Source organism: Rhizobium halophilum (assembly GCF_021648825.1).
Lineage (GTDB): Bacteria > Pseudomonadota > Alphaproteobacteria > Rhizobiales > Rhizobiaceae > Neorhizobium > Neorhizobium halophilum.
The window spans coordinates 353,558-374,857 of sequence record NZ_JAKJHS010000001.1; the positions used below are offsets into that span (position 1 = coordinate 353,558).

17 protein-coding genes are annotated in these 21,300 nt (G+C 61.0%); 11 read left to right on the top strand and 6 right to left on the bottom strand.

Features of this window, described 5'->3' with window-relative positions:
• Positions 1 to 29: 29 nt before the first annotated feature.
• A complete protein-coding gene (locus tag LXM96_RS01865; RefSeq protein WP_239996578.1) occupies positions 30 to 413 on the bottom strand; it encodes a saccharopine dehydrogenase family protein in 384 nt (127 codons plus the stop codon).
• On the opposite strand from LXM96_RS01865, the gene LXM96_RS01870 reads away from it, so the two are divergent.
• The 4 genes from LXM96_RS01870 to LXM96_RS01885 all read left to right on the top strand — a co-directional run bounded on the left by LXM96_RS01870 (position 406) and on the right by LXM96_RS01885 (position 6,356).
• Positions 406 to 2,688, top strand: a complete 2,283-nt coding sequence (locus tag LXM96_RS01870) for a transposase family protein (protein WP_239996580.1) — start codon at positions 406 to 408, stop codon at positions 2,686 to 2,688. The two genes, LXM96_RS01865 and LXM96_RS01870, sit on opposite strands and share 8 nt — an antisense overlap.
• A complete protein-coding gene (locus LXM96_RS01875; protein WP_239996581.1) occupies positions 2,678 to 3,637 on the top strand; it encodes an ATP-binding protein in 960 nt (319 codons plus the stop codon). The genes LXM96_RS01870 and LXM96_RS01875 overlap by 11 nt, the downstream gene beginning before the upstream one ends.
• Entirely contained in the window at positions 3,634 to 5,832 is a 2,199-nt protein-coding gene (locus tag LXM96_RS01880; RefSeq protein ID WP_239996582.1) for a TniQ family protein, read from the top strand. The genes LXM96_RS01875 and LXM96_RS01880 overlap by 4 nt, the downstream gene beginning before the upstream one ends.
• 281 nt (positions 5,833 to 6,113) lie before the next feature.
• Positions 6,114 to 6,356, top strand: coding sequence for a hypothetical protein (locus tag LXM96_RS01885; RefSeq protein ID WP_239996584.1), 243 nt, complete (start codon positions 6,114 to 6,116; stop codon positions 6,354 to 6,356).
• 12 nt (positions 6,357 to 6,368) lie between these two features.
• On the opposite strand, the gene LXM96_RS01890 is transcribed toward LXM96_RS01885, so the two are convergent.
• Positions 6,369 to 10,379 (bottom strand): PAS domain S-box protein, encoded by a 4,011-nt coding sequence (locus LXM96_RS01890; protein ID WP_239996586.1) that lies wholly within the window; start codon positions 10,377 to 10,379, stop codon positions 6,369 to 6,371.
• A 280-nt stretch (positions 10,380 to 10,659) separates the two neighbouring features.
• Between LXM96_RS01890 and LXM96_RS01895 the strand changes: the two genes are divergently transcribed.
• A complete protein-coding gene (locus tag LXM96_RS01895; RefSeq protein ID WP_239996588.1) occupies positions 10,660 to 11,676 on the top strand; it encodes a sensor histidine kinase in 1,017 nt (338 codons plus the stop codon).
• Between the two features lie 114 nt (positions 11,677 to 11,790).
• Here LXM96_RS01895 and LXM96_RS01900 read toward each other — a convergent pair whose 3' ends face one another.
• Complete coding sequence (locus tag LXM96_RS01900; RefSeq protein WP_239996589.1) at positions 11,791 to 13,752, bottom strand: putative bifunctional diguanylate cyclase/phosphodiesterase; 1,962 nt, start codon at positions 13,750 to 13,752, stop codon at positions 11,791 to 11,793.
• A gap of 183 nt (positions 13,753 to 13,935) precedes the next feature.
• The gene (locus tag LXM96_RS01905) at positions 13,936 to 14,301 is read right to left on the bottom strand and encodes a response regulator (protein WP_239996591.1); all 366 of its coding nucleotides are present in this window, start codon (positions 14,299 to 14,301) and stop codon (positions 13,936 to 13,938) included.
• A gap of 212 nt (positions 14,302 to 14,513) precedes the next feature.
• Between LXM96_RS01905 and LXM96_RS01910 the strand changes: the two genes are divergently transcribed.
• From LXM96_RS01910 to LXM96_RS01920, 3 genes are all read left to right on the top strand, one after another.
• A complete protein-coding gene (locus LXM96_RS01910; protein WP_239996593.1) occupies positions 14,514 to 14,705 on the top strand; it encodes a hypothetical protein in 192 nt (63 codons plus the stop codon).
• Between the two features lie 75 nt (positions 14,706 to 14,780).
• Positions 14,781 to 15,170 carry a globin domain-containing protein gene (locus tag LXM96_RS01915; RefSeq protein ID WP_239996594.1) on the top strand — a complete coding sequence of 130 codons (390 nt, stop codon included), beginning with the start codon at positions 14,781 to 14,783 and terminating at the stop codon, positions 15,168 to 15,170.
• Positions 15,171 to 15,174: 4 nt separating this feature from the next.
• Positions 15,175 to 15,543: a DUF423 domain-containing protein gene (locus tag LXM96_RS01920; RefSeq protein ID WP_394801869.1), complete on the top strand. Its 369-nt coding sequence runs from the start codon at positions 15,175 to 15,177 to the stop codon at positions 15,541 to 15,543.
• Between the two features lie 11 nt (positions 15,544 to 15,554).
• Here LXM96_RS01920 and LXM96_RS01925 read toward each other — a convergent pair whose 3' ends face one another.
• Both LXM96_RS01925 and LXM96_RS01930 read right to left on the bottom strand, forming a co-directional pair.
• Positions 15,555 to 15,776, bottom strand: a complete 222-nt coding sequence (locus LXM96_RS01925; protein WP_239996595.1) for a hypothetical protein — start codon at positions 15,774 to 15,776, stop codon at positions 15,555 to 15,557.
• Entirely contained in the window at positions 15,757 to 16,164 is a 408-nt protein-coding gene (locus LXM96_RS01930) for a DUF2325 domain-containing protein (protein WP_239996596.1), read from the bottom strand. The genes LXM96_RS01925 and LXM96_RS01930 overlap by 20 nt, the downstream gene beginning before the upstream one ends.
• A gap of 211 nt (positions 16,165 to 16,375) precedes the next feature.
• Here LXM96_RS01930 and LXM96_RS01935 point away from each other — a divergent pair, with 211 nt between their 5' ends.
• The 3 genes from LXM96_RS01935 to LXM96_RS01945 all read left to right on the top strand — a co-directional run bounded on the left by LXM96_RS01935 (position 16,376) and on the right by LXM96_RS01945 (position 21,173).
• Positions 16,376 to 17,737, top strand: a complete 1,362-nt coding sequence (locus LXM96_RS01935; protein ID WP_239996598.1) for an NAD(P)-dependent oxidoreductase — start codon at positions 16,376 to 16,378, stop codon at positions 17,735 to 17,737.
• Positions 17,738 to 17,751: 14 nt separating this feature from the next.
• The gene (preA, locus tag LXM96_RS01940; protein WP_239996600.1) at positions 17,752 to 19,068 is read left to right on the top strand and encodes an NAD-dependent dihydropyrimidine dehydrogenase subunit PreA; all 1,317 of its coding nucleotides are present in this window, start codon (positions 17,752 to 17,754) and stop codon (positions 19,066 to 19,068) included.
• A gap of 248 nt (positions 19,069 to 19,316) precedes the next feature.
• Positions 19,317 to 21,173, top strand: coding sequence for a methyl-accepting chemotaxis protein (locus tag LXM96_RS01945; protein WP_239996602.1), 1,857 nt, complete (start codon positions 19,317 to 19,319; stop codon positions 21,171 to 21,173).
• Positions 21,174 to 21,300 lie beyond the last annotated feature (127 nt).

Below are 21,300 nucleotides of genomic sequence, written 5' to 3' on the forward strand. Positions count from 1 at the left end.
GTTGCTGTTTCCTGTTGATGGGGCTTGGATCAGAGGTCGACGATTGTCGTTGTGGCGATCGTCTCGGCGAAGCCGCGACCGAAAAGGCCTACGGGGGTCTGGAAGCCGGGCCGGGTCTCACCGGCGAGGACACGCTGCGCGGTATGCGCCGCGGCAATGGCGGTGAACGTGTAGCCGTTAACCGTATGAAGGACGGAGCGGACAATCGTGCCGTCGGCGTCAATCACCTCGACTGACGCGTGGTATGGGCTCGCCTCCCGCTCCGCCGCGGTGGGGCCTGCCGGGACAGCCTTCCGGTCCCCTGTCGGGAAAGCTCCGGCGAAGACGTGTACGTAGGTGTCGACATTCGCGACGCCTGTCGCGTGATGAATGGTCACGAGGTCCGGAAGCGTGACCGGGAACACGATGGCCAACGGTTACGATAGTCGTCTACGAACCATCCATGAACTCAAGCTCGGGCCGGATCGGCCCGAGCAGGCGCCTGTTCAAGGCTTCTCCATGAAGCCCGGAGAGGCCTTCATCGTTTCCACACCAGACTTGCTCCGGCACGGCACGTTTGTTTTCGAACGATGGTTCCAGCCTGACAGCGACTCTGCCGTGAAGGCCATGATGAAGCACGTCGACTCCAACGAGACGGCGATGTTCTCGAATTGGCACCTGGCAGAGCTCCCGCGCGCTGGCAGAATCCGCCCCTTGGTGGGTAAGGAGGAAGCTCGACGCAACCTTCCCGGAGCGGCGCTCGCAGTTAGGGAAGATAGCCTCAAGAAGGCCGGTCTCAAGCTGGCCTACGTCGAGGCGGCGAGGGAGCGCATGGCGGAAAAGCGGGGCGCAGGCCTCACGCGGCCCGAGATGCAGGAGCTGATCGCCGAGGTGGCTGAGAAGACCGGCGATCCGAAGCCACCCTGCAGAGCGTCGGTCTACAACTACCTTGCAAACGATCGCCGCGGGGGCAACTTCGATCCCTTGATGAACCACGTCCGAAAGGAGGGAAGCGGCTGGTGGCGCAAGACCCTGTCTTCCGAAGTGCGCGAACTGATCGCGGACGCGGTCAGCTCCGCCCTTCAGGTGGGTGGGCGGATCGATATGATGAAGACGCTCGTCCTGCGGCTTGTAAGAGAAGACGGCGAGTACTTCCATATCCGTGAGCAGGTCGTGGACACCGACGGTGGCTTGAAGATCAGCGAGACGGCAATCTACCGCCATGCGAAGAAGATGGGTCGCTACGTCCACGACCACCTTCTTCATGGGCGCGACTATGCGGAGCGGGTACATGGCGCCGCGATTGCGCAGGTCCGGCCGGATGCGCCGCTGGTAGTGGTCGACGTCGACCACACCACGATGGACATTACCGTCTACGATCCGGAGCTGCCGATCGCCTACGGCCGACCAGATCTCCTGGTCTTCCGGGACAGGTACTCGGGAGTCGTGGTCGGCTACTCCATCAGCTTCGGCAAGCCGTCATGGCAGACGTTCCTCGACGGTCTTCAGCACATGATGTTCGAGAAGGACCCGGACCTCATGAACGGGGCCCGATACCCCTACTTCGGAAATCCGTTGCAGCTCGGGACCGACAACGCCAAGCATCTTGTCGGCATCAACATCCAAGCTGCGGCAAGGCAATTCGGGTTCACGACGGTCGCATACCGTCCCGCCCGCGGCTGCGAGAAAGGCGCGCTTGAGCACCTGTTCGGCATCCTGAACATCCACGTCGAGCATCTGTTGCCGGGAACTACAAGATCGAACCCGGAAGAGCGGATGAAGCTCGACGAGGAACGCCGAAAGGCGGAACCGGTGCTGACGCTACCGGAGCTACGCGGCTTCCTCGACTACTACTTCGCAAATATCTATCACAAGGAGCCGCACAAGGGGCTGGGCGAGCTGGCCACCATCAAGGGCGTTCCAGAAGACCTTTGGCGTGAAGGCATTCGCAGGGCGCCGGTACGGCCGCTGATCGACCGCGACATCTTTACCCGCCTGGCCGGCGACGTCACGGACGGAACGATCACAAACAACGGCTTTCAATGGGATGGCCTGTACTACAATAGCGGGGCACTCCAGTTCGTAAGGGCTGGCGGGCATAAGCGCGGTACCGGACACAAGCAGGGGCGGCGCGGGCACAAGGGGACGCAGTACAAGGCGAGCCGGAACCCTAACAACCTGGACAGAATCTGGGTCGTGGATCCGTGGGGCGAAAAGGATCGCGCCATTGAAGTTCCGGTCGCCGGAGCACAGGCGGATTACGCGGCCGGCCTTCGGCTCGATCAACACAGAAAGATCCTGGCCTATCGGCGCGAGCAGGCCAAGGAAGCGGGCCGTAAGCTTGATCTGCTCGAGGCGAAGATGGAACTCGCAAGCGCCATGGTCGCGCTCCAGCAGAAGCGGAAGAAAGCCGGTACAGCGGCACTCTTGGCGCAGTTCCTCTCGAGCATGACCAAGAAGTTCGCCCGCTCGCGTCGCTACGAGATGAGGACAGTGAACTACGACGGCGGGCACATTGATCTCGCGAGTCCCGCTGTCGTGGATGCCCCATTGCCGTTCAGCAGCCGGTCAGCGCCGGTCATGCCGGGCGAGCGGGCTGCGGAGGACACCGCACCTTTCGAGGACATGATCCAGCCGCCACTCCCGGCGACTCTGATCGACTACTCCACCAGCTACGACGAACCAGAGGAGGACGGCTATGACGTCTGAGGAACCCAAACCCTTGAACGCGATCTTTCACACGGCTGCGTTCACTACGCCACAGGAGCGGGTCGCCGTAAGCAAACTGCCGCGGCGACAGCGTCAGTGGATGATCGACAACCTCCTGGTGGAGTACGTCACCTTCAAGGAGGGGCGCGAGTTCATTCGCAAGGCTCACAATCCGTACGACGACGGGGCGCCGACTGGAGGAAAGCTCCGCGCGCTGCTCGGCGAAAGCCGAGTCGGCAAGTCCTCGATCTGCCGCTACTATGCGGACCTCAACCCGCCGCAGGTGGCTGAAGACCAGGAGTTATACAAAGTCGTCCACATGACGGTCAGCGTCAGGATGACACCTCTCGAGTTTGCTCAGGAACTGAACGACGTGGCGGGCAATCGGTATTCCCCTATGCGGGGCGGATGGCATTCCTACGTCAGACGAGCCCTCCTGCACCTGGTTGAGGTTGGCACGGAACTGCTCATCCTTGACGACGCCCAGTACCTCTTCTTCGACCGAAGGGAGGACTCGATCTACGACATGTTTAAACTGGTGAAGAAGATCCTCGACACCCGCCGTACGAACGTCCTGCTCGTGGGAGAGGCACGGACCGACGACTTCATCCAGCGGACGCCGCCGCTCAAGAACAGAGACTACAGCGCCATGATGTTCAAGCCCCTCACTAGCAGCGCCAAGGATATCGAGGACTTCGGAAAGCTTCTAGGCAGCATCGACAGGCGACTACCCTTCGCGGAACCATCCGGTCTGCAGGCGCTCGCCGAAGACATGTACAGGTTCTCCGGCGGCATGATCGGCATTGTAATGAACATCGTTCAGGCCGCCGCCGCGGAAGCGCTCAACTACAACCGCTCCCGCATCCTGATCGAGGACTTCCGGTTCGCGGTCAAGACGCGGATCGCTGTTGGAGACGACTACAACTACTTCGGATACAAGTCGCGATGAACAGTCATCTCTTCAGGATCGAGAGACCCTTCTCGAAGTGGCGGGTCCGTCCATTTCCCGGCGAAGGAGCCTTCTCCTACTTCCATCGGCTAGTGAAGGATCAGGGCAATTCGAGTCCTATCACGTACGCGCAGGCTGTCGGGTTGCCGGGGAGTAAGGTCGGCGGAAGTCGACTGCTGCGTGCTCTGGCCAAGCTACCCCTCCTTCCCGAGGAAATGGAAAGCCTGCATCGGTGGACTCCGATCCAGGACGGCACGGAATTCTCGCTGAACGGCTTCAAGTTTCCAGACCGCATCCTGTCAGCCCGAAACCACAGACACTGCCCCGCATGCATCCTGGAGGCTCCCTTCCAAAGATCTTGGTGGAACTTGTCAGGATTCGAACAATGTCCGAAGCACCTCATTCCCCTGAAGCGGTGGACTGAAGACCAAACCTATCGAGTCTGGCCGCCATTTTATGGTGTCGCGCAGCACGATGCGACGGCACAACTTTCCGCCGAATCCTGCAGCTCGGAGCGTTTTGAAACCTATGTTCTCGCCCGGCTTGGAGCGATCGATGGCCAGCGGGAGGCCAGACCGCTTCTCGACGACAACCCGCTGGATGACGTGATCTGGTACTCGGGCGGGGTCGGGAGATTGCTAAACAACCCGAGAAGCATCCGCCGACCGTTCAAAAGGTCAAACGACCATCAGCGGGGCTTTGAGGCGCTTCGCCTTGATCGAGAGCATCTAGTTAATTCCCTCGCCGATTGGCTCGTCATTCACAACACGCCCGTCGACCTTCAGCAGGCAAGCAACCACACCTTGGGATGGGGAAACGCCCTCGTGCAGATCAAGAGCTACTCAAGGCACGATTCCGCTTTGGGCAAGGAGGTCGCCCTTGCCCAGGCGTTTGCGTGTGCGAGGGTCGGAAAAGTAGGTTCACAACACAGAGGCTATAAAGGTCGTGAGGCTTGGCCCGTCTCCCGCAAGCGGGCGGCGGCTCTTCTAGGGGTCACCGAAGCCGGGGTCCAAGTGCTATCCGGCAGGATCGGCGGCAGCGGCCGCTTCTTTGATAAACAGGCTTTGGACGCGATGGAGGCCCTTCTGGAGAGAACCTGCTCGCGAACGGAAGCATTGCGCGCTTTAGCCTGCTCGGACAGCCAGCTTCGCGTTTTGACATCCAAGCGCGTCGTCGCACGCATCTACATGCGCAAAAGTCGGCGTTACAGGATTCTGAAGGAAGATGTCGACGCTCTAGTTGCGAAGCTCGACGCCCTCCCGTTAGCGCTCAGCGATGAGGTGGACGTCGAAGAATTTGCGCGCCGCAACGCGGTTTCTGTCTCAACGGTCATGATCGGATTCCTGAGAGGCAAATATCAGGGCTGGCGCAGCCGGTCGCATTCCGGCTTTCGAAAGCTCCGACTTCTGTCGTCGATCCGGGCCGAACCGCGAACGCGAGGAGGACGGGCGGCCAAGAAAGGTCGCAAGCAGTCGAACGATATTGCAATGCTGCGTACCGAATTTAGGGTGATGTCCCATCTTCGCCCCAAGACGGTGTTGCACCTCATTGCGACGGGACAGTTGCCCACCGTTCCCACGGATACCGGGGAGTCTCGGCTGCTGCGAAAGGAAGCTATGGCGTTCCACATGCGCTACATGAACCCCGCCCCCTATCTACGGGGATACTTTCGGTACCACAGCCGGGAGCTCGAGCAACTTGGCGTCCCGATCATGTTCAAAGAAGCGGGCGACAACCTGATCGTTGAGCGTGACGTTTTCGAGCAGGCGACTGGAATAAAGACGATTCCGGACGATGAACATCTGCAATCGCTCTGGGGCGGTCTCAAAGACGCCTTTCTGGCGCACGCTCCTTCCTTCATCATTCCGGACTTTCTGGGAGGCATAAAGTTCCAAGTGTGGACGACCTCAATAAAGGCATCCTTTGACCTAGCCGTTGGACAACGAGGTTTTCGGTTCGTGAAGCGGTTTTCAGCTCGTCTTTCTCGGCGGGATTGGGAGGCTTACGAAAGAAGGAGAAATGACCTGCTGCAAGCGCTGGAGCCTTTTGTCTGGGAGGAGGAGACGGGTACGGCAGTTGCCGCCATGTACGCAGAACATCCGTCCGAGATTGACGCCGCGGCGATCGCGCTTGGAAGGATGTGTGAAATCTTCCGTTACAGGCAACCGGTGATCAGACGTCTTCTGAAGGATTAAGGTGTCGATCAGAAGTCTTAAAGCGCAGCTTGACTGCGCTTTTTTTATTCGCTGTCGCTCAGGAAATCAGTCTAAAATTGAATGAACCGGCGGGCGCGCAGTCCAGAAATATTGTCCCAACAGTCTAAAATCAGAAAAGCGGTATCGACGAAAGTCCTTTGGAAACAATAGGCGTCAGTCCAAGACTAAGCGGCGCGCGAGACTTCAACACGCTCGGCCCTATAGTCCAGTCTCTGCAACATTGTTGTAATCGGATCTCGTTTTAGGAGCCTTGTTCCCCCATGCCAGGGACGTTCACCAGCATCTTTGTCGTTGCCTTCGACCTCGACGACCGGCAGCAGCCCGTCCGGTCTTTCGAACCCTGCATTGCGGCCACAGAGGCGGCCGCGCTGGAAGATGCGCAACGGCTTTCGCGCCAGCACGCCGGGGTTCTTGTTTGGAAACGCACAGGCGATCCTGTCGTCGGAGAGGAAGGTGATCCCGAAATCATCTTCCAGACCGGCAGAACGGGTGACTTTGACTGACGGACGGTAGCTTCACCCCACCGCCTCACCGCACACCGCCTGGAGTGCCCTCTTCAAATCTTCCAATCCGTGAGGCTTGGGGAGCCTGGCGGTACGCGAGGCGTCATGGAGCTCCGGCAGGTGCGCCGCACCCGTCGCGAAGATGATCGCGACGGACGGCCAACGTTGCCGCACTTCGCGACAGAGATCCTCCCCCGTCATCCCGGGAAGACCAAGGTCGCTGATGAGGACGTCGACTCCGCCCTGCTCTAGCAAAGGCAAGGCCTCCTCCGCCGAGGATGCCTCGAGCACCTCGCATCCCAACTCGTGGAGCATGTCGGCCGTCGCCAAGAGGATCAGGGGCTCGTCCTCGACCAGAAGCACCCGATGCGGCTTCTGCCCTATCTCCGGTTCCGACGCCTCTTGTGCCGGCGAGACAGCCACATCAGGACGGTCGCCTAACGGCTGCTTCTTTTCCAGAGCAAGCACCTGACGAACCTTCCGCGCCAAGGCGTCGCGCGAGTAGGGCTTGTTGAGGAGTTGGACGCCCGGGTCCAAGCGCCCCCCGTGGACGATGGAGTTTTCCGTGTAGCCGGACGTGAACAGCACCGCCAATCTGGGAAGACGTTCCTTTGCCTTGCGCGCCAGCTCCGCGCTTTTCAAAGGGCCTGGCATGACGACATCCGTAAACAGCATGTCGACAGGAATGCCGCTCTCGATCACGCTCAGAGCGGCCGCGGCGTCCGAGGCTTTCAAGACTCGGTAGCCGAGATCCTGCAGCATCTCGACCACCGTTGCGCGCACGCCCTCGTCGTCTTCTGCGACGAGAATGGTTTCCGGACCGCCCTCCACAGGGGCGTCGAGTGTCTCGACCGGGCGATCCTCCTGCTGCATCGAGCGCGGCAGATACATCTTCACCGTGGTGCCGAGACCGAGCTCGCTGTAGATCTTAACATGCCCACCCGACTGCTTGACGAAGCCATAGACCATGGAGAGACCGAGGCCCGTCCCCTTGCCTTCCGGTTTCGTTGAGAAAAACGGCTCGAACACCTTGTCGATCAGATCCGGCGCCATTCCAGTTCCAGTATCGGTGACCGACAGGACGACATATTGTCCTGGCTCCACGTCGTGATGCAGGCGCGAGTATGCGTCGTCGACGAAAGCGTTGCCGGCCTCGATGGTCAGCTTGCCGAAGCCTTCCATGGCGTCACGGGCATTGATTGCCAGGTTGAGCAGCGCGTTCTCGATCTGCGTGGGGTCGACCAGTGTGTTCCACAAGCCGCCGGAAACGATGGTTTCGATTTCGACCCCTTCACCGATCGTCCGGCGCAACATTTCGTCCATACCGCGGATAAGGCGGCCAACGCTGACGACGCGGGGATCCAGCGCTTGACGCCGTCCGAAGGCGAGGAGTTGCGACGCGAGCTTTGAACCCCGGTCCACGCCGGCGAGGGCATTTGTGACACGGCGCTGTGCCTTCTCGTTGCCGGCGATATCCTTCGCGAGAAGTTGAAGATTCCCCGCCACCACCTGAAGAAGGTTGTTGAAGTCGTGTGCAACGCCACCGGTGAGATTGCCGATCGCCTCCATCTTCTGGGCCTGCTGAAGAGCGAGCTCGGTCTTTCGAAGGGCAATCGCAGAGTCGCGTTCCTCAGTCACATCTCGGCCAACGGCGTGGATGAACTGGTCATCCGGAACGGCCGTCCAGGCAATCGTTCTATAACTGCCGTCCTTGGCCCTATACCTGTTTTCGAACGAAAACGTGGTCGCGCCTTCGCTGAGCTTGCCGACTTCTGCGAGAGTGGCGTCCAATTCCTCAGGGTGGATGAGATCGACGAAGGAGCGTCCGATCAGTTCGTCATCCTCCCAGCCCAACACTGAGGTCCAGGCGGGGTTCACGGCGTAGATCTTTGCGTTGAAATCGGCGACCAGCATGATGTCGGTGGACAGCCTCCACATCCGATCGCGGTCCGCTGTGCGCTCCGCGACACGTTCTTCGAGCGTACGGTTCAACTCCTCCAGCTTCGCCCTGGTCTCACGTTGATCGTGGATGTCAGTGTTCGTGCCGATCCATCGAAGGATTTTCCCGGCATCGTCCCTGATCGGAACCGCGCGGGCGATGTGCCAGCGATAGCTGCCATCTGCCGCCCGCAGCCGGAACTCGATCTGGTAGATCTCGCCTCCCTCCACTGCCTCGCGCCAGCGCGCGGCAGCGATCGGAAGGTCGTCCGGATGAACCATCCTCCCCCATGCATCCCCCTGAAGCTCGGCGGGCCCGAACCCGGAGTACTCCAAAACTCGGTCATTGAACCAGTCGAGGCTGCCGTCCGCTTGGGCGGTCCAGACGTGGTTCGGCATCGCCTGGGTGAGAGCGCGGAAACGCTCCTCGCTCTCTCTAAGCTCCCTTTGCGCGCGCCGCCGCTCTGTGATGTCCTGCACCACGCCCACAAAACGCAACGGATTTCCGTCCGTATCGTACTCGAACTCAGCACGCCGCGCGATAACCCGCTCTTGGCCGTCGTTGGCACGACGTATCCGATATTCCGCGTTGGGAGGAGCAGTGCCTAGTCGGCGGCTCACATCAGTGGAGGCCACCTCTTGGTCTTCCGGGACGATCAGCTGCTGCACGACGTCTACGGGTACGGCGTCGGACGGCTCAAGGCCGTATATCCTGCAGAACTCGGGGGTAGTACGCAGGACATCGGCTTCCAGATCCAGTGAAAACACTCCCACGCCACCCGCGATCTGTGCTCGATCCAGCCGGGCCTGCGTCTCCTGGAGAGCGAGACTTGCCAAATGCTCTTCCGTCCGATCCCGCAGGACCTTGACCAGTCCGACCGCCACGCCCTTTTCATCCCAGAGCGGCCGGATGTCGCCACTTGCCCAGAAGCGTTCGCCGGAGCTGCGCATATGCCAGCGGTCGTGATGAGCTGTGCCGTGCTCCAGCGCCGCGGCCACAGCCTCCTGCGCCTTTCCCGCCAGCCTGTCCTCGGGCGTGAACAGCACCTCCCAATGGGAGCCGACCCGTTCTTCCTCGGCCCAGCCGAACATGCGACGCGCACCTTCGTTCCAGCGCAGGATCCGGCCTTCCAGATCGAGCGCGAGAATGGCATAGTCGGTGGCGCCGTCCATGATCTGGCGGCTTTGCCTCTCAGCCGCCTTCAGAGCATCTTCCACTGCCACGCGGTCGGTCACGTCCGACCCCTGCGCGAAGATGCCCACCATCCTGCCCTGCATGTCCTCGACCGGCTGGTAGACCAGATCGACGTACTTGCGCTCGGCAGAGGCGTCCTCCGAGACCTTCACGTCCACGGGAATGTTTCGGCCCTTGTAGGGTACGCCGGTTCGGTAGACCTCGTCGAGAATCTCCAGAAACCCCTGCTCGTCCATCTCAGGCAGGGCATCGCGCACTCTAAGTCCGACGATATCGCGGTGGCCAACCAACTGCCTGTATGCGCTGTTGGTCATTTCGAAGACGTGGTCCGGGCCAGTCATCATTGCAACGAAGCCGGGGGCCTGCTCGAACATTCGGCGCAGTCGCTCCTGCTCGCCCTGCCGCCACCGCTCAGCCTCGACCTTTGCCGTCGTCTCAATGACGATGGCGATCACGCCGCACGGCATTCCGTCGTCGCCGATCACGGGAGAGTAATCCAGGTTCATGAAGACCTGCTCCGGCACCCCCCGACGATGAAGCGTCAGTTCCTGGTCGCGATAGGAGAGAGTGCCTCCGGCCAGGCCCACTTTCATGACGTTGTCGTTGAAGTCGGCAATCTCGCTCCAGCCCTCGCGCACCTTCGACCCGAGAAGCTGCGGATGCCGCCCTCCAGCAAAGTGCGAATAGGCATCGTTATAGATCATGACGCCGTCGGAACCCCAAAGGGTCACGATCGGGACCGGCGATTGCAGGATCGTGTTTACCGTTGTCTTCGTGGACTGGGGCCAGTGCGCAGGCACCCCGAGCGACGTGGCTGCCCAGTTGAATTCGCGGATCAAAGTGGCAAGCTCGCCATGGTGGGCGAGGAAGTCATATTCGCTGGATGTCATGAAGGCAATCGCTAGGAGGTTCCACGCCTATCTAGCGCGCGGGGCACGTGAGGGAAAGCCGTTCGCTCCGAATCCCTTAACAATCTCCCGCCCGGAAACACTGCGGAAACGATCTGCAGGGCGGGTCACGAGCTGGCCGCACCGCTACGGGTGCGGCCAAGCTGTAGCGTGTCCTTCTTAGCCTTGCTGGAGGAGACGGTCACAAGGCGCGCTTGCTGCTTCAGGCCCGATCCTATATCTCAATGTTGCACCCTCCGAACCTGAGCAGCCGGGAACGATTTTGACGAAGCAGTTGAAGACCACTCCGCGCGAGCGTTTTCTTGAGACCATCCTCCAGAGCGCAATCGAGTACGCCATCTTCTCGCTGGACCTCCAAGGCTCGATTACGAGCTGGAACGAGGGCGCGACGCGGATATTTGGCTGGACTGCGGAGGAAGCTGCGGGCCAACCGGGGTCCATCATCTTCACGGAGGAAGATAGGCAGGCCGGCGCGCCGCAGCGGGAGATGGAGACCGCTCTCAGCAAAAACAGTGCGATGGATCAGCGTTGGCACCTGCGCAAGGACGGCAGCCTGTTCTGGGCCTCGGGGGAGATGATGGCGCTTCGCTCGGACGAAGGCGCCGTAGAGGGCTTCGTCAAGATCCTCCGGGACCGGACGGACCAGCGCGAGAACGAGGACCGTCAGCGCATGCTGATGCACGAGTTAAACCATCGCATGAAGAACACGCTCGCAGTTGTACAGGCGATCGTGTCCCAGTCCTTCCGGGGCGCCACGTCACTGGACGAGGCCTCGGCATCGGTCTCTGCCCGCCTCGCTGCCTACTCCAAAGCACATGACATCCTGCTTCAGCGCAACTGGCAAGGAACCACGATGTCAGCGATCGTCGAGGAAACCGCCGCAAGCCTTGCCCTCGATTCTTCCCAGCGGTTCAGGATGCAGGGACCACTCCTCGAACTGGGTCCCCAGGCCGCGCTGTCGTTCGCCCTGGTGCTGCACGAACTTGCAACGAATGCCAGGAAGTACGGCGCCTTGTCGGCCGAAGAAGGCAGCGTTGACGTCACCTGGTCCGTCCTCACGTTCGAGGGCAAACGCCGGTTCCAGTTCACGTGGGAAGAAGCTGACGGGCCCAAGGTAGAGCAACCCGCACGAAAGGGATTTGGTAGCAGGCTGCTCTCCACGAGCCTGAAGGCCTTTGGCACGGCGGTGGTAGAGTATCTGCCCGAGGGCGTACGCGTCGAAGTCACCGGGGACTTGGAAACGCTCCAGAACAAGGCTTTTCCCGACGCCGTGCATTAGCGCTTCCGGTCGATCGATCAAAGGAAGAGAACTGCGCAGGCCGCTCCGGTCTAGCCGGTGTCGCATCCCTTCGCTGGTGGAACAGAGGTGTGAACGGGAATGGCCCGTGCAGCTTCACGCCCTCTCCCGCAGCCGTTCCTGATCGGCGAGATATCGGGAGATGGCGGTCAAGGGCATCGGCCTGGCGAACAGATATCCCTGATAGCCATCGCAGCCGGCGGCGGAGAGAAACTGAAGCTGGGCGTGGGTCTCCACCCCCTCCACGATGCACTGCAGACCCAGGCTCTGGCACATGGCGGAGATCGTTCGCATCATGTCGCGAGCACTCGCCTCCTTTTCGAGGTCCTGTATGAAAGACTGGTCGACCTTGATGCGGTCAATCGGAAGGCGCCGCAGATAGCTGAGGCTCGAATAGCCTGTGCCGAAATCATCGAGTGCGACCGCCGCCCCCTTCGCCCGCAGCCGCGCAAGCGCTTCCACCGCTCGCGAAAAATCCTGCATGATCGCGGACTCGGTGATCTCGAACATCAGACGGGTCGGAGGGATCCCCCCGACTTCGATCTCCCTCAGGATCGCCTCCATGGTGCTTTGGCTGCAGACATCGAACGCGGAGAGGTTGAAGGAGAGCCGAAGGTTGTCGGGCCATGTTCTCGCCGCCCGCAGCGCGCTCCTGAATAGCGGAACGGTGACCTTCCCGATGATGCCCGCCTGCTCGGCGACCCGGATGAACACGTCCGGACGAACGTCGCCGAGGACCGGGTCGTGCCAGCGAGCCAATGCCTCAAAGCCCAAGGCGTAGCCGTTGCGATCGACAATCGGTTGATAGGCGAGGTGAAACGCGTCTTCGTCGACAGCGCGCAGCCGCTGCGCCACGGCAGCCGTTTTCTTGATCTCCGCCTCATGAAGGTCGGAAAAAATGGCGACGGCGCCCTTTTCGTATTCCTTGGAGTAGTAGAGGGCGAAATCGGCCTTCTCGAAAAGCTCCTCTCCGCTGGTGGCGACACCGGGGAAGCAGGCAATGCCGCAAGTTGCGGAAATCGTGACGCTGCCCTCTTGGAAAACGAAGGGTGGTTCCAGAGCTTCCAACGCGTGCGTGCAGATCGCCTTCAGGTCGTCTTCCTTGCCGATCTCCCAGAGGATCAGGGCAAATTCGTCGCCTCCCAGACGGGCCAGCAATGTGCCTTCCGGCAGGTTTGCCGTCAAACGCTCGCCCACCTCCCGCAACAACTGGTCGCCGACGCCGTGCCCGAAGATGTCATTGACAGGCTTGAACCCGTCGAGATCCAGGACACCGACAGCGAAGGGTTGCCGCGCCCTGCCCGCGTGGTGATCTGCAATCCGCCGCTCGAGATGATCGAAGAAGCACCGGCGATTGGCCAAGCCCGTGAGGCTGTCCTGGTTGGCAAGAAGGCTCACTTCCGCGTTCAATGACTGCAACTGCTTGCGCTGCCGGTCCAGTTCCACTTCCTTCTCGATGCGCTGACGGAAATCCGAATGCGATCTCTGCATGACAACGATCATGCCGCCGATTGCAAGCACCATGTTGATCGCAATCGCGTGGAAGACGGTGTGATCCTGCAGGGCCAGGAACGCTGCCGTCGGGAGCACGACGAGAAGGAAGAGGATCGGCGCAACCTGCCGTAGAGGCCGCAAGCAGGTCATCACCGCGATAATCGTGATACCGGTAAAGAAGGTGTTTTGGACCTTCGTGTAGGTGTCGCCATAGCTGAACAGGAGAAGCGACCAGACAGAAACGGCGATTCCCATCGTGCAGGCGAGGACGACCACTGTCCTCAGCGCCTTTTCGATCACTGCATCCGAGGGCGCCTGGGCTCGCCCGATGACCATGCGGATTGCGCGCACCAGGCAAACGGTCACGAAGAAGGCGGGTGTCCATATGGAAAGCACGGCCGGCGCTTTATCCACATAGGTCAGCGCCAGCATTATCATGTTGACGATAACGATGGCATACATCAGCGGAATCTGGCGGGAGAGTTCGAAATATTGCGCGCGCCGAAACTCGGTGGAGTCGTAGCGCGGAAGAAAGAACTGTCTGATCACGCTCGGGATCAGCATTGACACTCCTTACGTCGCCCCAGAAGGGGCACGCGCACACACTGCACCAGAAGCGGCCAAGAACGGACGCCCATCGGCAAGCGGAGAAGACCCTGTCACCCGCCATGGCGCAGAACGAGGCAGCCAGCGTGTATCAGCATATTCTTAATAAATGAGATGCGATGAAACGCAACGCCTTCGAGATCAGCTTGTCAGCATCTGCTGCATTGAGCGGACGATCTTGCGGGGATCATAAGGCTTGCTGAAGAAGTGGCTCTCTGCGGGAATATCGCCATCTGAGACACGACGATAGCCGGAGGTGACGATGATCTTCAGCGGCGGCCACCGGTCACGAATGTAGGCCGCCAGCCGAATACCGTCCATGCTGCCAGGCATATCGACGTCGGTGAAAACAAGCCGAATGTCGTGGTTTTCATTCAGCACCCTTATGGCCTCGGAGGCATTCGATGCCTCGAAGACTACAAACCCGGCATCGGCAAGGTTGTCCACGATGTTCAAACGCAGCAAAGGCTCGTCCTCGACGACGAGAACGTGGGTGTCCTTACTCATGATGCACAATCTCATGCTCATTCTGGGGCGGGACAAGTCTTCAGCTCGTCCTGCGCCAAAACCCGCCCAAGCAGATTCCGTTCCCGCCGCCTTCATAAGATTGTCATCATGGACGTCGGTGGGCGGGAAGCGGTTCAGGAATCGAGAGTACGCCGCCCACCGGAACTGTTGGACGCAGCCCGGTGTTCTCCTTCAAACAATGGAGAACCGCGATGGTCGACGACAACAAGGACGAGAGAGCGCAGGAGGCGGTGGAAAGCACCGGTGGAAAATCCGGTGACGGCAAGGAAAGGAACCCGGCCGGCCCGCATGCGAAAGAAAAGCTGACAGATCCGGAAAAGACCCCCGGTGCCGGCTCGCTTCCGGACGATCAGGGCAAAGAAGCCGACATCGGACCGGACTGACCGCGACCTCATGGCGCTTGCCAAGAGACCGCACCGGCTCTAGAGCGACGGCAGTCTTGAACCGGAACCGCATGCATGGGGGGCGAAACGATCACCCTTTACGACGCGATCGGCGGCGATGCGACCGTTCGCGCTCTGACGCGCCGTTTCTACGAATTGATGGATACGCTGCCGGAGGCGGCACGCTGCCGCGCCGTGCACCCGCCGAGCCTCGAGGGCAGCGAAGCAAAGCTCTATGACTACCTGACTGGCTATCTTGGCGGGCCGCCGGTCTATGTGAAAAAGCACGGGCATCCGCGGCTGCGCTCTCGGCATTTCGCAGCGCCCATCGGTCCCGAGGAAACGGCGGAATGGCTCCTCTGCTTCCGCCAGGCCCTGGACGAAACGGTCGAGAACCCCAAGCTCCGCGACATCATCTGGCCGCCGATCGAGCGCCTTGCATACCATATGCAGAACAAGGAATAGCCCGTTGGAAAGACTCGACAATCTGCGGCCGTTGATTCTGTTTATGAGCGGCATCTTGGGAGCCGCCGGCGTGGCGCTGGCGGCTGCGGCGAGCCATGGCGGCGACGCGCGGCTGCTTGAAACGGCATCCATGATGTGTCTCGTGCAGGCCCCTGCCCTCGTCGCGCTCTATGCGGTTGGTCGGCGGGTCAGAACTGCCACGCTCGCAGCCTTGGTAATCGGTCTCGGTACGCTCGTCTTTGCCGGTGACCTCCTCGCGCGGCACTTCCTCGACAGCGGACTGTTTCCCATGGCCGCACCGACCGGCGGCACGACCATGATCCTTGGCTGGTTGATCGTCGCCGCCGGAGCCTTCCTTCGTTCTGAAGGATAGCTCGCAGCCACCTATCGGCGGAAGGCGAGAATGCGGGCGGGGACGTCCGATGCAACATCACGTTCGACATCGCGGCGTTGGCGGTCTCGCAACGTGACGACATTCGTCATGTCGGACGTCGGCTCATTCTGTGTCAGCAGCGCATAAAGCTCCGGCACCAGACCGTCACCCGTCTGTTCGGCGAGCTTGTGGAGCCCGATGAACAGGCTTGCGTCAGGACGTTCTTCTCTCATCGTTGCGTTCCTTCAAGGTCTGCAGCGCGCGCTCCAGGCTCGACTTCGAGCCGTTGCGCAGCGGGACGAAGGTCTTTCCGAACTTCTTGCATCCAGTCTTCACCCTCAGACACGCATCGTGGCTGATACAGTCGATGGGGCAGAAGACGCAGTCGACCGAAGGCAGCACCGTATCGATGCGCGAGACCGCTTCCCTCAAGCCCCCGTCATGATGAATGAGTTCCGCGCCGTGTTTGCTGGCGATCTGGCGAAGATGGGCGACCTGGCAGTCGCGCCCGCCGACATAGAGGAAGCTGCGGATATCGAGTGCAGACGGTTCCTGCGCAGCCTGAACGCTGGCGCCGTCGCCATTGCTGCTATTGCCCTTGCGCTTCTGCTTCTTTGCCATGGTCACATCCCTCTCGATTCCGTGGCCTCAGCCCCCTCGACGGCGGGACCATATTTAACTTGATTATCAGTGGCAAGATTAAAGTGGATGATAATCATCAAGTTATAAAACTGCTCGCTCCCGCCCCATTTATTTACCGTTTGATAAAAATTCGGCCTGTGGTAGCCTGCTTCCAATAGTTGTCCATAAAGCCATAAAAGAGGGAACTCAGATGGAACGACTGGGAAGCGGGATACAGGCTGGCCGCCTGTCGCCCGACGAATACGCATCCAATTTTTCCGACCTCCACCCGCGCCTCGACAAGCATGAGGCGCTGGTCGCAGCCGACCGCTGCTACTTCTGCTACGACGCGCCCTGTATGACGGCCTGTCCCACCGCCATCGATATCCCGCTGTTCATCCGGCAGATATCGACCGGCAATCCCCTCGGCTCCGCCAAGACCATCTTCGACCAGAACATCCTCGGTGGCATGTGCGCCCGTGTCTGTCCCACCGAAACGCTGTGCGAGCAGGCCTGCGTGCGCAATACCGCCGAGGATCGGCCGGTCGAAATCGGCAAGCTGCAACGCTACGCGACCGACATCGCCATGGAGATGAACCGCCAGTTCTACCACCGCGCTGCCTCGACCGGGCGGCGGGTGGCGGTGGTGGGTGCCGGCCCTGCTGGCCTTGCCTGCGCGCATCGGCTGTCCATGCATGGCCACGATGTCGTGATCTTCGACGCGCACGAAAAGGCCGGCGGCCTCAACGAGTACGGCATCGCCACCTACAAGGCGACGGAGAACTTCGCGCAGCGCGAGGTGGAATACATTACCGCGATCGGCGGCATCGAGATTCGCACCAGGCAGATGCTCGGCCGTGACTTCACCCTCACCGAACTGACTTGCAATTTCGACGCCGTCTTCCTCGGCATGGGCCTTGCCGGCGTCAACGCCCTCGGGATCGAGGGCGAGGATCTCGCGGGCGTGGAGGATGCGGTCGACTTCATCGCAGCGCTCCGCCAGGCCACCTACAAGGCGCAGGTTCCGATCGGCCGCAGGGTTGTCGTGCTTGGCGGCGGCATGACGGCCATCGACGCCGCAATCCAGGCAAAGCTGCTCGGCGCCGAGGAAGTGACGATCTGCTACCGCCGTGGCAAGGAGAACATGAACGCCTCGGGCTATGAGCAGGATCTCGCCACTGCCAACGGCGTCATCATCCGTCACTGGCTGGCACCTAAGCGCATCATCGGCAAGGACGGTCATGTCGCCGGTATGGAGGTGGAATATACCGCGATCCGCGACGGCAAGCTCGTCGGCACCGGGGAAACCGGTATCATCGCGGCCGACCAGGTGATGAAGGCGATCGGCCAGAGCTTTGGCGGTAGCGGGCTTGGAAGTCTCCGCATGGAGAGCGGCAAGATCGCCGCCGATCTCGAAGGCCGCACCTCGATCGATGGCGTCTGGGCCGGCGGCGACTGCGTCGGTCACGGAGAAGACCTCACGGTGTCCGCAACCGCGCAGGGGCGCGATGCGGCAGAGAGCATCAACCGAGCCTTCGCTGCCGCCGCCCGTCCGGCTGTAGCGGTCGCCTGAGGGGAGGAAGAACCATGGCTGATATCCGCAACAACTTCGTCGGCATCAAGTCGCCCAACCCCTTCTGGCTGGCATCGGCCCCGCCGACCGACAAGGCCTATAACGTCGAGCGCGCCTTCAAGGCCGGCTGGGGTGGCGTCGTCTGGAAGACGCTGGGCGCCGAAGGCCCGCCGGTCGTCAACGTCAACGGCCCCCGCTACGGTGCGATCTGGGGCGCCGACCGGCGCCTTCTTGGGCTCAACAACATTGAACTGATCACCGATCGCGACCTCTACGTGAACCTGCGCGAGATGAAGGAGGTCAAGAAGAAATGGCCGGACCGGGCGATCGTAGCCTCCATCATGGTGCCCTGCGAAGAGGAGGCCTGGAAGGCGATCCTGCCGCTCGTGGAGGAGACCGAGGTGGACGGCATCGAGCTCAACTTCGGCTGTCCGCACGGCATGTCGGAGCGCGGCATGGGCTCTGCTGTCGGGCAAGTGCCGGAATATATCGAGATGGTGGTGCGCTGGTGCAAGCAGTACACGCGCATGCCGGTGATCACCAAGCTGACGCCAAACATTACCGATATCCGCTTTCCTGCGCGCGCGGCGAAGCGTGGCGGCACCGATGCCGTCTCGCTCATCAATACGATCTCCTCGATCGTGTCCGTGGACCTCGACAACTTCTCTCCCGTTCCGTCGATCGACGGACGCGGCAGCCATGGAGGCTATTGCGGTCCGGCGGTCAAGCCGATCGCACTCAACATGGTTGCCGAGATTGCCCGCGACCCGGAGACCTACGGACTACCGATTTCCGGCATCGGTGGCGTGACGACCTGGCGTGACGCGGCCGAGTTCCTGGCCCTTGGCGCCGGCAACGTGCAGGTCTGCACGGCGGCGATGACCTACGGCTTCAAGATCGTCCAGGAGATGATTTCCGGCCTGTCCGACTGGATGGACGCCAAGGGGCACCGGACGCTCGACGACATCTGCGGCCGCGCCGTCGGCAACGTCACCGACTGGCAGTACCTGAACCTCAACTATGTAGCCAAGGCGCGAATAGACCAGGATCTCTGCATCAAATGCGGCCGCTGCCACATTGCCTGCGAAGACACGTCACATCAGGCGATCACGAATGTCGTCGACGGCGTTCGCCATTTTGAGGTGATGGATGACGAATGCGTCGGCTGCAATCTCTGCGTCAACGTCTGTCCCGTCGAAAACTGCATCACGATGGAGCCGCTGGCGGCCGGCGAACTCGACCAGCGCACCGGAAAGGTTGTCGAAACTACCTATGCCAACTGGACAATGCATCCGAACAATCCGGCTGCCGCACCGGTCGCCGCGGAATAGCGGAAAGCGAGGGAGCAAACACCTCCTCCGCATTCCAGGGTGAACTTCTTTTCGCAATGCTGCACTGCAAAAGAGCGCCCTCCCATCTTAACCGTGGATTAGCTTCATCCTGCCAAGGATTTGGCCGAACTTCCTAAGGCGACGTTCCGCGCGCCATAGGAGCAGTCGTCGCCAAACACCTTGTAGGTTGGATCATAACATTTAAGAACCTTGGGATTTCGAAGAAGATCGGACTTCTCGTCGTTGTAATGGGACTGTCGTCCCTCGTCATTGCAGCCGTTTCCGGCAGCGGTCTTTACGGACTTCAGCAGGCGATGACCTCCGTTGGAGAACAGGAAGAGGTTGCCCGCGAGGCCATGGACCTGCGCGTGGACATCATCGCCATCAGCCGCATGACCTACCAATTGGCGGCAGCGCCTGAAAAGGCTGCAGATTTCCGCGTTGAAGCCGAGAAGCGTGCTGCGGAAATGCTCGACCGCTTGCCGAAGATCGAATTTGCCGCCGGCGCGGCGGAACTGGAGCAGCTCAAGACGATCCGCAGCGCCTTGGAAAGCTATTTCGAAGACATCCGCGCAATGGTCAGCGCCGCGGAAGCCGACGCCGACGATGCTGCGGCGATCACAGCAGCGCTGGACAAGGCTCTATCCAGCCAGAAGGTCGTGACTGACACGGTCAAGGTCTACAGCAAGTATTCTGGAGAAGCTCTTTCCGCCGCGCGGGACGAGGCCCTCGCCTCCTCCACAATGGCGATGATCACGGCGGCGGTCTCAGCTCTGGCTTTCATCCTGATCGGCGCTGCCATCAGCACGGTCGTCGCCCGCCGCGGCATCATCCTGCCGATCCGCTCGCTGACCCATGCGATGAGCCGCCTTGCGCAGGGCGACCTGCAGGGCACATCCATCGACGCCGGCCGCAAGGACGAAATCGGTGAGATGGCACGCGCCGTCGATGTCTTCCGCAACAATGCGCTCGCCATGCAGGAACTGAAGTCACAGGAGGCGGCGCTCCACGAGCGCAGCAGCGACCTCCAGTCCAGCATCGCCACCGTCGTTGCATCTGCCGTCGCTGGCGACTTTTCCGGTCGCATCAGCAAGGATTACCAGAACGACGATCTCAACCGCTTCGCCAAGAGCGTCAACGAACTGGTCGGCAGCGTGGACACGGCCGTTGCCGAAATCCGCCGTGTCATCGCAGCGCTTGCCGATGCCGACCTGACGCAGACGATGAACGGCACCTTCCAGGGTGCCTTCGCCGAGCTGCAGGCCAACGTCAATGCCACGATGGTGACGCTGCGCGCCACGATGAACAACGTCCGCGGCGCTGCAACCACGATCAACGACAATTCCGCTGAGTTGAGCTCCGCCGCCAACGACCTTTCCAAGCGCACGGAGCAGCAGGCTGCGGCCCTTGAGGAAACTGCGGCAGCTCTCGATCAAATCACGGCGACGGTTCGCGCGGCCTCCTCGCGTGCCAACGAAGCCCGCGACATGGTTCACGAGACCCGGCAAAGCGCGGCGAAGTCGGGTGCGATCGTTAAGAGCGCCGTAGATGCCATGGGCCGCATCGAGGATTCGTCGAACAAGATCAGTCAGATCATCACCGTGATCGACGAGATCGCCTTCCAGACCAACCTCCTGGCCCTGAACGCTGGCGTCGAGGCAGCTCGTGCCGGTGAGGCCGGCCGCGGCTTTGCAGTCGTCGCCCAGGAAGTGCGCGAACTGGCACAGCGCTCAGCCAACGCCGCCAAGGAGATCAAGACGCTGATCACCGCCTCTGCCTCCGAAGTGGAAGGTGGCGTCTCGCTCGTTCGCTCGACCGGCGATGCGCTTTTGGAGATCGAAAACCTCGTCAACCGCGTCAACGGCCACGTTGAGTCGATCGCAACTGCTGCCCGCGAACAGTCAACGGCACTCGCTGAGATCAACTCCTCCGTCAACCAGATGGACCAGATGACCCAGAAGAATGCCGCCATGGTCGAGGAGACGACCGCGGCGAGCAGCACTCTGGCCGAGGAAAGCCGGCAGTTGCAGAGCATGCTTCAGAACTTCAAGCTGGATGGCCACGCCTATGGATCGGCAAGTCGCAGCATGCGGGCTGCAGCCTAGATCATCGGCAACGCGAAACGCCACGGCCTGGAGTGACCCCTCCGGGCCGTGCCTGTATTCAAGGCTTCTTGAGCCGTGTTTCAGTCGCGGCGCTCCTAGACTTTCGGAACCATTGTGGGTCTCTCCT